This is a genomic window from Luteimonas salinilitoris (genome assembly GCF_041300785.1).
Classification (GTDB): Bacteria; Pseudomonadota; Gammaproteobacteria; order Xanthomonadales; family Xanthomonadaceae; genus Luteimonas; species Luteimonas salinilitoris.
In genome coordinates, this window is record NZ_JBFWIB010000009.1 from 32057 (window position 1) to 45323 (window position 13267).

Annotated in this window: 12 protein-coding genes; 6 read left to right on the plus strand and 6 right to left on the minus strand. The window is 71.0% G+C overall.

Annotated elements, in window-relative coordinates; translation table 11 throughout:
• The first annotated feature begins 62 nt into the window (after positions 1–62).
• The gene (locus tag AB5T46_RS13695; protein ID WP_370564561.1) at positions 63–2285 is read left to right on the plus strand and encodes a primosomal protein N'; all 2223 of its coding nucleotides are present in this window, start codon (positions 63–65) and stop codon (positions 2283–2285) included.
• Between the two features lie 78 nt (positions 2286–2363).
• Here the strand turns inward: AB5T46_RS13695 and AB5T46_RS13700 are convergent, their stop codons facing one another.
• Positions 2364–3137 (minus strand): NYN domain-containing protein, encoded by a 774-nt coding sequence (locus AB5T46_RS13700; protein WP_370564562.1) that lies wholly within the window; start codon positions 3135–3137, stop codon positions 2364–2366.
• Positions 3138–3247: 110 nt separating this feature from the next.
• Here AB5T46_RS13700 and AB5T46_RS13705 point away from each other — a divergent pair, with 110 nt between their 5' ends.
• Positions 3248–4579 (plus strand): MFS transporter, encoded by a 1332-nt coding sequence (locus AB5T46_RS13705; RefSeq protein WP_370564563.1) that lies wholly within the window; start codon positions 3248–3250, stop codon positions 4577–4579.
• 197 nt (positions 4580–4776) lie between these two features.
• Here the strand turns inward: AB5T46_RS13705 and AB5T46_RS13710 are convergent, their stop codons facing one another.
• The 3 genes from AB5T46_RS13710 to AB5T46_RS13720 are packed head-to-tail and all read right to left on the minus strand — an operon-like array spanning position 4777 to position 7189.
• Positions 4777–5052: a hypothetical protein gene (locus tag AB5T46_RS13710; protein WP_370564564.1), complete on the minus strand. Its 276-nt coding sequence runs from the start codon at positions 5050–5052 to the stop codon at positions 4777–4779.
• Positions 5049–6392 carry an AmpG family muropeptide MFS transporter gene (locus AB5T46_RS13715; protein ID WP_370564565.1) on the minus strand — a complete coding sequence of 448 codons (1344 nt, stop codon included), beginning with the start codon at positions 6390–6392 and terminating at the stop codon, positions 5049–5051. The genes AB5T46_RS13710 and AB5T46_RS13715 overlap by 4 nt, the downstream gene beginning before the upstream one ends.
• Positions 6389–7189, minus strand: coding sequence for an exodeoxyribonuclease III (locus AB5T46_RS13720; RefSeq protein ID WP_370564566.1), 801 nt, complete (start codon positions 7187–7189; stop codon positions 6389–6391). The genes AB5T46_RS13715 and AB5T46_RS13720 overlap by 4 nt, the downstream gene beginning before the upstream one ends.
• A gap of 198 nt (positions 7190–7387) precedes the next feature.
• Between AB5T46_RS13720 and AB5T46_RS13725 the strand changes: the two genes are divergently transcribed.
• Genes AB5T46_RS13725 through AB5T46_RS13740 form a run of 4 tightly spaced genes read left to right on the plus strand, consistent with a single transcriptional unit; the run spans position 7388 to position 9551 of the window.
• Positions 7388–7900 carry a GNAT family N-acetyltransferase gene (locus AB5T46_RS13725; RefSeq protein WP_370564567.1) on the plus strand — a complete coding sequence of 171 codons (513 nt, stop codon included), beginning with the start codon at positions 7388–7390 and terminating at the stop codon, positions 7898–7900.
• Positions 7897–8553, plus strand: a complete 657-nt coding sequence (pyrE, locus tag AB5T46_RS13730) for an orotate phosphoribosyltransferase (RefSeq protein WP_370564568.1) — start codon at positions 7897–7899, stop codon at positions 8551–8553. The genes AB5T46_RS13725 and pyrE overlap by 4 nt, the downstream gene beginning before the upstream one ends.
• A gap of 38 nt (positions 8554–8591) precedes the next feature.
• Positions 8592–9242, plus strand: coding sequence for a hypothetical protein (locus AB5T46_RS13735; protein WP_370564569.1), 651 nt, complete (start codon positions 8592–8594; stop codon positions 9240–9242).
• A 24-nt stretch (positions 9243–9266) separates the two neighbouring features.
• Entirely contained in the window at positions 9267–9551 is a 285-nt protein-coding gene (locus AB5T46_RS13740) for a hypothetical protein (RefSeq protein ID WP_370564570.1), read from the plus strand.
• A 248-nt stretch (positions 9552–9799) separates the two neighbouring features.
• On the opposite strand, the gene AB5T46_RS13745 is transcribed toward AB5T46_RS13740, so the two are convergent.
• Together AB5T46_RS13745 and AB5T46_RS13750 are read right to left on the minus strand one after the other, a co-directional pair.
• The gene (locus AB5T46_RS13745) at positions 9800–10672 is read right to left on the minus strand and encodes a DNA ligase (RefSeq protein WP_370564571.1); all 873 of its coding nucleotides are present in this window, start codon (positions 10670–10672) and stop codon (positions 9800–9802) included.
• Positions 10673–10935: 263 nt separating this feature from the next.
• Positions 10936–13254 carry a phosphomannomutase/phosphoglucomutase gene (locus AB5T46_RS13750; RefSeq protein ID WP_370564572.1) on the minus strand — a complete coding sequence of 773 codons (2319 nt, stop codon included), beginning with the start codon at positions 13252–13254 and terminating at the stop codon, positions 10936–10938.
• Positions 13255–13267 lie beyond the last annotated feature (13 nt).

A 13267-nucleotide genomic window follows, 5' to 3' on the forward strand; every position in this document is an offset into this window, starting at 1 on the left:
ACGGTTAGCACTATGGGCATGGGTCGCGTGCCCATGGCGTTGGCAGGCCCTAAACTGCCGCGATGCCTGCTGACTCCGCTGCCAGCGACGTCGTCCTGCGCGTCGCCCTGCCGCTGCCGTTGCCGCGCCTGTTCGACTATCGCGCGCCGGCCACGGACCCGCCGAGCCACGGTGATGTCGGCCGTCGCGTGCGGGTGCCCTTCGGGCCGCGCGAACTGGTCGGCGTGGTGGCCGGAATCGGTCCGGCCGACGGCACCGCCCCCGAGTTGCGCGAGCTGCACGCGCGCCTCGATCCCGAACCGCTGTTCCGCGGCGAGCTGCTCGCCTCGCTGCACTGGCTGGCGCGCTACAGCCACGCGCCGCTCGGCGAGGTGCTCGCCACCGCCTTGCCGGCGGCGCTGCGGCGCGGCGAACCGCTGCCCGACACCCACGCCTGGGCCTGGCGCCTGACCGAGGCGGGCGTCACCGCGCACGCGGGCATGCGCCAGGGCCGGCCGCGACGGTTCGCCGACCTGCTGCAGGTGGCCGTGCGCGACGAAGAAGCGCTGGACGACCTGCTCGACGACTGGCGCGGCGCGGCGCGGACCCTGGCCGCGCGCGGCCTGGCCGAGCGCATCGCGGTGCCGGCCTCGCAGCTGGCACCGACGCCGCAGCCGGGGCCCGTGCCGAACGACGAACAGGCGCAGGCGATCGCCGCCGTCGCCGCCGGCGATGGCTTCGCCCCGGCGCTGCTCGACGGCGTCACCGGCAGCGGCAAGACCGAGGTGTACCTGCACGCCATCGCCGACTGCCTGGCGCGCGGCAGGCAGGCACTGGTGCTGGTGCCGGAGATCGGCCTGACCCCGCAGACCCTGTCGCGCTTCCGCGCCCGCCTCGGCGTGCCGGTGCACGCGCTACATTCCGGGCTCAACGACAACGAACGCGCGCGCGTCTGGACCGCGGCCTGGCGCGGCGAGGCACGGGTGATCGTGGGCACCCGCTCGGCGGTGTTCACGCCGCTGCCCGATGCCGGCCTGATCGTGATCGACGAGGAACACGACGGCAGCTACAAGCAGCAGGACGGTATCCGCTACCACGCGCGCGACTTCGCCCTGGTGCGCGCCAAGGCGCTGGACGTCCCGTTGCTGCTGGGCAGCGCCACGCCGTCGCTGGAGACCCTGCACAACGCCCGCGCCGGCCGCTACGCGCACCTGCGGCTGTCGCGCCGCGCCGGCAAGGCCAGGCCGCCGCCGGCGCGGGTGCTCGACCTGCGCAAGCGCCCGCTCGACAACGGCCTGTCGCGCGAACTGCTGGAGGCGATCGATGCCGCACTGACCGCCGGCGGCCAGGTGCTGGTGTTCCGCAACCGCCGCGGCTACGCCCCGGTGCTGCTGTGCCATGACTGCGGCTGGAGCGCGCAGTGCCGGCGCTGCGACGCACCGATGACCGTGCACGGCGGCGGCCGTCGCCTGCAGTGCCATCACTGCGGCCACCGCCAGGCCGCGCCGCCCGCCTGCCCCGACTGCGCCGGGCTCGCCCTGCAGCCGCAGGGCGTGGGCACCGAACGGCTGGAGGAGACCCTGGCGCAGCGCTTCGGCGCGCGGGTGCCGGTGCTGCGCATCGACCGCGGCAGCACCCGCGGCCGCGATGCGCTGCAGAAGCACTTCGACACGCTCGGCGACCGCCCGGGCATCCTGGTCGGCACGCAGATGCTGGCCAAGGGCCACGACCTGCCCGGCCTCACCCTGGTGGCGGTGGTCGGCATCGACGAAGGGCTGTTCTCGGCCGATTTCCGTGCCGCCGAGAAGCTCGCGCAGCTGCTGATCCAGGTCGCCGGCCGCGCCGGCCGCGCCGAGCGCGCCGGCGAGGTGCTGCTGCAGACCCATCATCCCGACCACCCGCTGCTGCAGACGCTGATCCACGGCGGCTACCACGCCTTCGTGGACAGCGAACTGGAGCAACGCGCCGCGGCCGGGTTCCCGCCGTTCACGCACATGGCGCTGTTGCGCGCCGAGGCCAAGCAGGCCGATCCGCCGATGGCGTTCCTGCAGCGGGCGAAGGCGATCCTCGCCGAGGCCTCCGCCACCCGTGCGCGCGACGACGGCGAGAGCCTGGTCCTGCACGGTCCGCTGCCGGCGCCGATGGCGCGCCGCGCGGGGCTGTACCGCGCGCAGCTGCCGCTGTCGGCGCAGCGGCGGCGCGACCTGCACGTCGCCCTCGACCGGGCGCTGCCGGCGATCCATGCGCTGCCCGAGGCGCGGCGCACGCGCTGGTCGCTGGATATCGATCCGGTGGACCTGTACTGAGCGCGGGGCGACGGCAGCGGCGATGCACCGATCAGGCGCGGCCGTATCGCGGGAACCTACCGATCCTGTCGCGCACGCTCAGGCGGCGGTCTTCTTCCGGCTGCGCGAGGGCTTCGATTTCGGTTTTGGCTTGGCCTTGGGCAGCTCGCGAATCTCCACCATCTGGCCCTCGCGGCGCAGCTCGAACAGGCCGGTCGCCTCGATCAACGCGCTCAGGTTGCGATAGCCGTAGTTGCGTTCGTCGAACGAGGTCTGATTGCGGATGTGGCTGCCGACGACGCCCAGGTGCGACCAGCCGTCGTCGTTCGCGGTGGCGCTGACCGCGTTGCGCAGCAGGTGCACCAGGGTGGCGTCGCCGCGCAGATCCTCGCTGCGCTTGGGCTTGACCGTGGGTGACTTGTCCTCGTCCGCCGTCGCGCCGAGCTTCTCCACGTACAGGAAGGTCGAGCACGCCTTGACGAACGGCAGCGGGGTCTTCTCCTCGCCGAAGCCGAACACGCGCATGTTCTCGTTGCGCAGGCGCATCACCAGCGGGGTGAAGTCGGCATCGCTGGAGACGATCGCGAAGCCGTCCAGGGTGCGCGCGTACAGCAGGTCCATGGCGTCGATCACCATCGCCATGTCGGAGGCGTTCTTGCCGCTGGTGTAGGCGAACTGCTGGATCGGGCGGATCGCGTAGGCGTGCAACGTCTCTTCCCAGCCCTTGAGGTGTGGGTTCTTCCAGTTGCCGTAGGCACGGCGCACATTGGCCACGCCGTGGCGCGCCAGCTCGGTCAGGATCGGCTCGATCTTGGCGGCCGGTGCGTTGTCGGCATCGATCAACAGCGCGATGCGCAGTTCGGTTTCGGCCATGGCCTCGGATTCCGGTTTCGTTGCCGACAGCCTACCCCATCATCCACCGGCACCGCATGACGGCACCCGCCGGATCGCGCAGAATCGCCCGGACCTCCACCGGATCCCGCATGCACACCACGACCGCACCCGCCGCGCCCACGATCACGCCGGCGCGCCGCCTGCGCAGCATCTTCAGCGGCTCGATCGGCAACCTGGTGGAGTGGTACGACTGGTACGTCTACGCCGCGTTCTCGCTGTATTTCGCGCAGGCGTTCTTTCCCGACGGCGATCTCACCTCGCAACTGCTGCGCACCGCGGCGATCTTCGCCGTCGGCTTTTTGATGCGTCCGCTCGGCGGCTGGTTGCTGGGCCGCTACGCCGACCGCCATGGTCGCCGCCGTGCGCTGATGCTGTCGGTGGTGATGATGTGCGGCGGCTCGCTGATCATCGCCTGCACGCCCGGCTACGCCGACATCGGCGTCGCCGCGCCGGTGCTGCTGGTGCTCGCGCGGCTGCTGCAGGGCCTGTCGGTCGGGGGCGAATACGGTACCTCGGCCACGTATCTGAGCGAAATGGCCACGCGCGAACACCGCGGCTTCTGGTCGAGCTTCCAGTACGTGACCCTGGTGATGGGGCACCTGGTCGCACTGGGCGTGCTGATCGCGCTGCAGCGGGTTTTGCTGAGCGACGAACAGCTGTACGCATGGGGTTGGCGGGTTCCGTTCGTCATCGGTGCACTGGCCGCGCTGGTCGCGCTGTGGCTGCGCCGCAACATGACCGAGACCGAGTCGTTCGCGCGCCACCACGCGCAGGCAATGGCGCCGCAGCGGCGCCGCGAGGGCAGCCTGCGCACGCTGGCGCGGCATCCGCGCGCGGTTTTGACGGTGATCGGCCTGACCATGGGCGGCACGGTCGCGTTCTATACCTACACCACCTACGTGCACAAGTTCCTGGTCAACAGCGCCGGCATGTCGGGCCAGACCGCGAGCCTGATCAACGCCGGCACGCTGTTCGTCTACATGCTGCTGCAGCCGGTGGTGGGGGCGTTGTCGGACAGGATCGGCCGGCGCCCGATCCTGATCGCCTTCGGCGTGCTCGGCACGCTGTGCACGGTGCCGATCCTGGGCCAGCTGCAGAACGCGACCAGCCCGATGCAGGCGTTCTGGCTGATCCTGGCGGCGCTGGTGATCGTGAGCGGCTATACCGCGATCAACGCGGTGGTGAAGGCGGAACTGTTCCCGGTGGAGATCCGCGCCCTGGGCGTCGGCCTGCCCTATGCGGTCACCGTGGCGCTGTTCGGCGGCACCGCCGAGTACGTGGCGCTGTGGTTCCGCAGCATCGGGCTGGAGCGGGGCTTCTACTGGTACGTGACCGCCTGCATCGCCTGCTCGCTGGTGGTGTACGCGACGATGCCGGACACCCGCAAGACATCCCTGATCGACCGCGACGCGCAACGCTGACGCTGTCGCATGTGCCCGGCACCCACCGTAGGAGCGTGCCATGCGCGCGATGCCGCGGGCGTCTCCGGTCTCGGTTATCAACGGTCCCGCCGCGAGCCGGAAGGCAGACCGGAGGACCGGAATCCGCGGGCGGTGAAGCGCCCGCGGCATCGCGCGCATGGCGCGCTCCTACGAAGTGCCAGGGCGTCGCGGCCGCGTTATTCCCCTTCCGGCTCCCCGCGGTGCGACCCGGCCCGCCCGATCAGCGAGTATCCCGGATCGTCCGGCACCGACTTCAGCGCCTCCAGCGCCGCCTGCAGCGCGTCGGACTCGGTGCTGTCGAAGCTGATCGCACCGTCGCCCTCGTACAGGTTCAGCCCCTGCTCGAGCAGGTGCAGCAGCGCCCGTTCCGTCTCCCAGCCATGGCGCTCGGCGACCCGGCGGATGCGGTCGGCCAGCACCTCGTCGACGTCCTTGAGCACGATATCGGTCATACCTGCTGCTCCTGCCGCTCCCCGGCGGCCGCGCCGGTATCGCGGACCGGCTCGACGATACGCTGCCACAGCCAGGCGAGCAGCAGCAAGGTGGGAACCACGGTGAGGGCGCTCAACACGAAGAAGGCACTGTACGAAGTGGCCTCGACGATGAAGCCCGACACACCGCCGACGAACTTGCCCGGCAGGTTGGCCAGCGACACCAGCAACGCGTATTGGGTGGCGGTGAAGTTGCGGTCGGTCAGCGACGACATGAACGCGATCAGCACCACCCCGGCGAAGCCCTGGAACAGGTTGTCGGCGCTGATCGCGGCATAGAAGGCCCAGATCTGCGACGGATACTGCGCCATCAACAGGAAGGCGAGGTTCGACAACGCGACCCCCAGCGTCGCCAGGAACAGCATCCTGCGGAATCCGAACGCCGCCACGCACACGCCGCCGAGGAAGGCCCCTCCGATCCCCAGCCAGATGCCGTAGAGCTTGGACACGGTGGCGATGTCGGCCTTGCTGTAACCGGAATCGAGATAGAACGGACCGGCCATCACCCCGATCACCTGGTCGGGGAACTTGAACAGGCCGACGAAGACCAGCAGCGCCAGTCCCAGCAACAATCCGTTGTGCGAGAAGAAGCTCGTGAACGGCTGCCAGAACGCACCGAAGAAATCGATCCGCCGCACCACCGTCGCCTCCGGCGCCACCGGCTCGCGGCAGAACAGTGTCGTGACGATCGGCAGCGCCATCAGCGCCGCCATCGCCATGTAGGCCCATTGCCAGCCCTGGAACTCGGCCAGGTACAACGCCCCGGCGCCGCCGAGGATCAGGCCGAAGCGGTAGCCGAGGGTGTAGGTCGCGGCCAACGCCGCCTGTGCGGCCGCCGGCGCGACCTCGATGCGATAGGCATCGACCACCGAGTCCTGGGTGGCGCCGGCGAACGAGCCGACCAGCACCCACAGCACCAGCGTGGTCACGCCCATCTCCGGCCGCGACAGCGCCAGCGCGCCGAGGCTCACCGCCACCAGCAACTGCGATACCAGCAACCACGAACGCCGGCGCCCGAGGAACGCCGTCAGCGGAAACACGTAACGGTCGATCAACGGCGCCCACAGGAACTTCAGCAGATAGAAGAAGCTGGCCAGGCTGATCAGGCCGATGCTGCCGAGGTCGAGGCCGACGTCGCGCAGGCGGGTGGACAGCGTCATCGACGCGATCAGCAGGAACGGCAGGCCGGAGCCGAAGCCCAGCAGCAGCAGGGTCAGCGCCGAAGGCGTGCCGAACGCGCGACGGATGCCGGCCCAGCCCTTGTACGAAACCGGTGTGGCGGCGTTGCCGGGCTCGCTCATTCGCGATAGTCCACGGCGTACGGCGCGTGGTCGGAGAAGCGCGGCTCGCGCAGGATCGAGCAGTCGACCAGGCGCTCGCGCAGCGACGGCGTGACCAGCTGGTAATCGAGGCGCCACCCCACGTTGTTGGCGCGCGCCGCGCCGCGCTGGCTCCACCAGGTGTATTCCACCGCCTCGGGTTTGAGCGCGCGGAAGCTGTCGATCCAGCCGTGCGCCGGCTGCGGCGAGCCGTCGCCGCAGGCGTCGGCGATCATGCCGTTGAGCCAGGCGCGCTCGGGCGGCAGGCAGCCGGAGTTCTTCTGGTTGCCGGTCCAGTTCTTGATGTCATTGCGGGCGCGCACGATGTTCCAGTCGCCGCACAGCACGTAGTCGCGGCCGCTGGCCAGCCACTGGTCGAGGATCGGCTTGAGCCAGTCCATGACCTGGAACTTGAAGCCCTGGCGCAACTCGCCCGACGAGCCGGAGGGAATATAGAACGACACCACGCTCAGGTTGCCGAAGCGCGCCTCCAGGTAGCGGCCCTCGTCGTCGAACGGCGCCCAGCCCAGCGCGGTCCGGATCTCGTCGGGCACGCGCCGGCTGTAGATCGCCACGCCGCTGTAGCCCTTTTTGGTGATCGCGTCGCGGAACACGACCTCGTAGCCGCGCGGACGGAAGACCTCGCCGGACAGCTGGTGTTCCTGCGCCTTGGTCTCCTGCACGCACAGCACGTCGGCGTCCTGTGCGGCGAAACAGTCGAAGAAGCCCTTGCTGGCGGCCGAGCGCAGGCCGTTGGCGTTGAAGCTGACGATTCTCATGCGATGACGTCCGGGGATCCGCCGCCAAGCCTACCGGATTCGGCGCCGCGGCCGGCGAGGTACCGGGCGGGCCATGTCCCGTGGCGTGCTTCGTCCGCGCACCCGGGCCGCTGCGAAGCAAGGCCCGCAACGCCGCATCGCAACGGCCCAGGCGTGCGGAAGACGCTTCGAAGCGCATGACACGCTCTATGATCGGCCATGGCAACCCCGTCCGACGTACGCGTCACCCGGCTGGCACCCGCGCTGGCCGGGGCCGCGCGGCGGTTGCGGCTGGCGCCGGGGCAACAGAGCTACGTCGGCGACGTGGCGTGCAACGTCGAGCTCGCCCTGGCCGCGCCCCGCTGCGACGCCATGGCGATCCTGCGCGGCGACGACCTGATCGGCTTCTACCGGCTCGACTATGCGCAGACCATCATGGCGCGGCGATGGCTGGGCCGGGCGACCGTCAGCCTGCGCTCGTTCGTGCTCGACCGCGGCGTGCAGGGCCGCGGGTTCGGCACCCTTGCGGTCGCGGCCTGCTGCGCGGACCTCGAACGGCGACGGCCGGCACGCCGCCTGCTCGCGCTGAACGTGCATGTCGGCAACCGCGCCGCGCTGGGCGCCTATCGCAGCGCCGGTTTCGTCGATACCGGCGAACTGCACGCCGGCGGCGGCGGCGGCCCGCAACACCTGCTGGTCCGGCGCCTGGGCATGGGAGAATGGCCGCCATGACCGATCACCGTACCCGTTTCCTGCAGCTGGCCGTCGCGGCCGAGGCGCTGCGCTTCGGCGAGTTCACGCTCAAGTCCGGGCGCATCAGCCCGTACTTCTTCAATGCCGGGCGCTTCGATTCCGGCACGGCGCTGGCCGGCCTGGCCGACTGTTATGCCGAGGCCGTCGATACCGCGGGGGTCGACTTCGACCTGCTGTTCGGCCCGGCCTACAAGGGCATCCCGTTGGCCACGGCGCTGGCCTGCGCCTATGCGCGCCGCGGCCGCGACCTGCCGCTCGCGTTCAATCGCAAGGAGGCCAAGGCCCACGGCGAAGGCGGTGCCCTGATCGGCGCGCCGCTCGCCGGGCGACGGGTGCTGGTGGTCGACGACGTGATCACCGCCGGCACCGCGATCCGCGAAGCGTTGCGGCTGATCGCCGACGGCGGCGGGCAGGCGGCGGGCATCGTGATCGCGCTCGATCGCCAGGAGGTCGTGGACGCGTCCGCCCTGCCGCGCCGCTCCGCTGCACGCGCGGTGGCCGAGCAGCACGGTATCCCGGTGATCGCGGTCGCAACCCTCGGCGATCTGCTTGCGTTCGCCGCCGAAAACGCGACACTGTCGTCCGAGCACGGCCGGTTGCGCGACTACCGCGCACGCTACGGCTGCGACTGACCACCATGCATTCGACCGACCGGGGGGACGGGAGATTGATGAAGACGATCGTCCACATCGCCTGCCTGGCCGTGCTGCTGGCGCCCGCCTTCGCCCAGGCGCAGCGCGACGGTGCCAACAAGCGCCTGTACTGCTGGGAGGAGGACGGCCGCAAGGTCTGCGGCGACGCCCTGCCCGCCTCGGCGGTGGACAGCGCGCGCACCGAGATCAGCGCCAAGACCGGCCTTCGCCGCGACCAGGTCGGCCGCGCATTGAGCGAAGAGGAGCGCGCCGCGGCCCGGCTGGCGACAAGGCAGGCCGCCGCCGAGGCCGAAGCCGAGGCCGCCCGCCGCCGCCGCGATCTGGCCATGGTGGAGTCCTACGCCACCGAGGCCGACCTGCGCCGCGCCTACGGCGAGCGCATCACTCTGGTCGAGGAATCGGTGAAGACCTCGCAGATGGGCATGGCCAACCTGCGCCAGAGCCTGCTCACGCTGCTGCGGCAGGCGGCGGAACTGGAACTGCAGGCCAAGCCGGTGCGCAAGGCGCTGGCCGACAGCATCCGGCAACAGCACGCCGACCTGCTGCGCCAGGAGACGATCCTGGAGCAGCAGCGGGACGAGCGCATGCATCTGGCCACCGACCTGGAGGACGCGCTGGAACGCTACCGCGCGCTCAAGCGGCCGCGCCCGGCGGCGGACGCCGGATAGGCAGCACTCCGCGCGAAACCGCGGTTGCGCTCCGCTGCGGCACCTGTCGGAAACGTTCGCCCCGGGCCGGCCGGGCTGGCGCGGATCGCGCGGATCGCCATCCTCGGCCTGGTGCTGGCCATGGGCCTGCGCGCGATGGGCATCGCCGACGACATCGTCAACCTGGCCTTCGGCCTGGTGCTGGGCGCCGTCGCGGTGGCTATCGCACTGGCGTTCGGCCTCGGCGGTCGCGAGGCGGCCGGCGAAGTCACCCGGCGCTGGGCGCAGGACTACCTCGCCCGCCGTGGCGGGAACGGCCCGGGCGCGTAGGCGGTCCTACGTTCGCACCAAGCGTGAAACAGCGGGCCCGCCAATAGGCGGGCCCGCTGCCGTTCGGCGCTTACGCCGTGCCTCCATCGCGGCAAATCGCGCTACCCCGTACGCTGTAGAGCGGAGCTTGCTCCGCTGCCCCGCGCAAGCGGTGACCACGGAGCCGCGCTGGACGATGGTGCAGCCGGACGAGTCCGGCCCTGCGGTCCGGATCGAGCGCAACATGGCGCGGCGACATGGCCGTCCGGCTACTCCGGATCCGGCGGCGGCAACTCGTCGCGCACGCGCAGGAACCGCGCGAAGCGCGGCACACCGTTGGCGGTCAGGCCGTTGTAGCGATAGGTCACGTGGCTGCCGATCGCCGGCGGCGCCGCGCGCTGCGCGTCGCTGAGGCCGCTGCCGAGACGAAAGCGCAACCCATCGGCGCGTTCCACCACCAGAGCACCGACCATGCCGGCATACTTGCCCTTGCCGGCGGTATGACCGACCACGCGCGCCTCGGCGTCCTCGAACGGCTTGAGCTTGAGCAGGGCATCGCTGCGGCCGGCCCGGTAGCGGGCATCGCGGTGGTGCAGCATCAATCCCTCGCCGCCGGCCGCCACCACCGCCTGCAGGTGCGCCTGCAGGGCATCGGCATCCGCGAACCGTTCCTGCGCCACCGGCTGCAGCCAGGCGATCCCGCGCTCGCCCAGCAGCGTGCGCATCCGCAGCACCCGCTGCCCGAACCGGCCGCCGTGCCCGGGCAGGTCGAACACCATGAAGCGCACCCGGCGCCAGGCGGCATCCCCGGCCGCCCGCGCGCGAACGGTGCCACTGACTTCCTCGAAGCGCCCGCACCCGATCCACAGCTCGCCGTCCATCGGTTCACGCGGCCAGCCGGCGACGAACCAGTCCGGCGCGTCGATCCGGTGTCCGCCGCGGGTCCACAGCGCACGCCCGTCCCAACGCCCGCGCACCCCATCGAGCTTTTCGCTGACCCAGTAGGCGGAAACGTCGATGCCGGCGTCGTAGCGGGATGCCAGCATCAGCCGTGGCGGCGCGGCACCCGTCGGCGCCGCCGGCGCCGACGGCGGTGCGAGCAGGCACGACAGCAATACGACAAGACACCAACGCAGCGCCATGGCTCCCTCCTTGTGAGCGACGGACGTTCTGCGGCCGATCCTGCAGACCGACCCGATCGCCAGCGTCCCGCATCCCGCGGGACATCGCTATCGGCCGATGCAGCGAGCCGATGTCGGGGAATTCCGTATCGCCGCGAGCGCCTGCCGGTCCCGCATCACCTGCCTCGCGGGCAGGCCTCCGCCCCCGGGACCATGCGATCGCGGCGAACGACCAAAGCCGGATCCGCCGCTTTCGCCGTTCCCGCCTGTTCCGCGTCGGCCGATCAGAACGGCAGCGACAGCTCCGGATCGATCGACAGCAGCTGCTCGCGGAACATCTGCTGGATGCGCTTGAGAGCGGCCTCGTCGTCGGCATCGAAACGCAGCACCAGCACCGGGGTGGTATTGGAGGCGCGCACCAGGCCCCAGCCGTCGTCCCAGTCGGCGCGCACGCCGTCGATGGTGGACAGGCGCGCACCCTCCAGGCGGGCGTTGTCCTGGAAGCGCTTGACGAAGGCGTGCGGGTCGCCGCCGCCGGGTGCCTCGACCTTGATCTCCGGCGTCGACACGCCGTTGGGCAGCGTCTTGAACACGGCGTCCGGCGTCTCGTCGCGGGCGGCAAGGATCTCCAGCAGGCGCGCGGCGGCGTAGATGCCGTCGTCGAAGCCGTACCAGCGTTCCTGGAAGAAGAAGTGCCCGCTCATCTCGCCGGCGAGTTCCGCCCCGATCTCGCGCATCTTGGCCTTGATCAGCGAATGCCCGGTCTTCCACATCAACGGACTGCCGCCGTGGCGCACGATGTGCCCGGGCAGGTGCCCGGTGCACTTGACGTCGTAGACGATCACCGCGCCGGGGTTGCGCTCGAGCACGTCGGCCGCGAACAGCATCAGCAGGCGGTCGGGATAGATGTTCTCGCCCTCGCGGGTGACCACGCCGAGGCGGTCGCCGTCGCCGTCGAAGGCGATGCCGAGGTCGGCGTCCAGGCGCTGCACCATGCGCACCAGGTCCTCGAGATTGTGCGGATCGCTGGGGTCCGGATGGTGGTTTGGGAAGGTGCCGTCGATCTCGCAGTACAGCGGCACCACCTCGGCGCCGATCGCCTCCAGCACGCGCGGGCCGATCTCGCCGGCGACGCCGTTGCCGGCATCGACGACGACCTTCAGGCGCTGGCCGACCTGCACGTCGCTGGCGATGCGGTCGACGTAGTCCTCGGCGATGTCGCACTCGGACAGGCCGCCGGGCGCGGTGGCCGTGTGCAGCCTGTCCTCGGCGATGCGGGCGTAAAGGTCGGTGATGGCGTCGCCGGACAGCGTCTCGCCGCCGACCACGATCTTGAAGCCGTTGTAGTCCGGCGGATTGTGGCTGCCGGTGACCGAGATGCAGCAGCCGGTGCGCAGGTGAAAGGCGCCGAAGTAGATCACCGGTGTCGGCGCCATGCCGATGTCGATGACGTTGCGGCCGGCCTTGCGCAGGCCGGCCACCAGGCCGGTGACCAGGTCCGGACCGGACAGCCGCCCGTCGCGGCCGACCACGATGTCGGCCAGGTCCTGTTCGCGCATCAGCGAGCCGATCGCCTGGCCGACCAGTTCGGCCACGCCGGCGTCGAGCGTCTGCCCGACCACGCCGCGGATGTCGTACGCGCGAAAGATGCCGCTGTCGATGCGGACGGGAACGGTCTTGGGCATATCATGGACCTCGATGGGGGATTCGGGGGGTGTCTGATTCGGCGTTTCGGCGACCGCCTGCAACAGCGTCGGCGCATCCTCGGCGTCGTCGACCGCCTCGCGGCCCAGCCGCGGCAGCACGCGCCAGACGAAGAACGCCAGCAGCAGCAGCGCGACCGCGACCGCGAATGCCGGCAGGCCGCTCAGCCCGAACGGCATCCCCGCCATCTGCGGCGATGCCGCCACCACGCGCAGCCCGGTGCCCGGCACCGCGGTCGCCATGCGCTCGGCCGCCGGCACGTAGTCCTGGTTGCCGCGTTCGAGCAGGGTCACGCTGCCCTGGCGCAGCGCCAGGTACATCGCGTCCTCGTCGAGATGGGCGTGCTCGGTGGCCAGGGTGGCGCGCGCCAGCGGCAGGCGCACGAAGGCCACGCCGACCAGCCGCTCGCCGCTGCGCGCCGGGCCCGCCAGCGCCACGCGCGGGCCGTCGTCCTCGCGGATCACCCAGCTCACCGGACGATCCTCGACCAGCGCGCCTTCCAGCGCCGCGGCACGGCCGAAGCCGCCCTCGCCCAGGCCGTCGTAGATGCTCTGCAGGTCCGGCAGGTAGATCGCCGCCTCCTCGAGGCCGGGCCAGTCCGCGGACAGCGTCGCCGCCGCGGTCTCCAGATCGCCGGCTTCGAGCGCCTGCTGCACCGGCGCCGAATCGAGCCGTTCGGCCAACCGGTCCAGTTCGCCGGCCAGCACCCGTGCGGTCGCCTCGACCGTGGTGTCGCGGGTCTGCTGCAGGGCGGCGCGGTTGCCCTCGCCCCGGATCTGCTGCCAGCCGCTCCAGGCCAGCCACAGCGCCACTCCGGCCAGCAGCACCGCGGCGATCGGCAGGTAGGGGCGCAATTGCACCAGCAGTTGCCGCACGGCGTGCGGTTGCGTTTCGCTCATCGCTTCGTCCTCG

Bases quoted from the DNA above. Each gene is read 5' to 3' on its own strand.
- AB5T46_RS13745 (WP_370564571.1), bottom strand. From the start codon at position 10,672: ATGGCGCTGCGTTGGTGTCTTGTCGTATTGCTGTCGTGCCTGCTCGCA.
- pyrE (WP_370564568.1), top strand. From the start codon at position 7,897: ATGACCGATCACCGTACCCGTTTCCTGCAGCTGGCCGTCGCGGCCGAG.
- AB5T46_RS13750 (WP_370564572.1), bottom strand. From the start codon at position 13,254: ATGAGCGAAACGCAACCGCACGCCGTGCGGCAACTGCTGGTGCAATTG.
- AB5T46_RS13725 (WP_370564567.1), top strand. From the start codon at position 7,388: ATGGCAACCCCGTCCGACGTACGCGTCACCCGGCTGGCACCCGCGCTG.
- AB5T46_RS13695 (WP_370564561.1), top strand. From the start codon at position 63: ATGCCTGCTGACTCCGCTGCCAGCGACGTCGTCCTGCGCGTCGCCCTG.
- AB5T46_RS13705 (WP_370564563.1), top strand. From the start codon at position 3,248: ATGCACACCACGACCGCACCCGCCGCGCCCACGATCACGCCGGCGCGC.
- AB5T46_RS13715 (WP_370564565.1), bottom strand. From the start codon at position 6,392: ATGAGCGAGCCCGGCAACGCCGCCACACCGGTTTCGTACAAGGGCTGG.
- AB5T46_RS13710 (WP_370564564.1), bottom strand. From the start codon at position 5,052: ATGACCGATATCGTGCTCAAGGACGTCGACGAGGTGCTGGCCGACCGC.
- AB5T46_RS13700 (WP_370564562.1), bottom strand. From the start codon at position 3,137: ATGGCCGAAACCGAACTGCGCATCGCGCTGTTGATCGATGCCGACAAC.
- AB5T46_RS13735 (WP_370564569.1), top strand. From the start codon at position 8,592: ATGAAGACGATCGTCCACATCGCCTGCCTGGCCGTGCTGCTGGCGCCC.
- AB5T46_RS13720 (WP_370564566.1), bottom strand. From the start codon at position 7,189: ATGAGAATCGTCAGCTTCAACGCCAACGGCCTGCGCTCGGCCGCCAGC.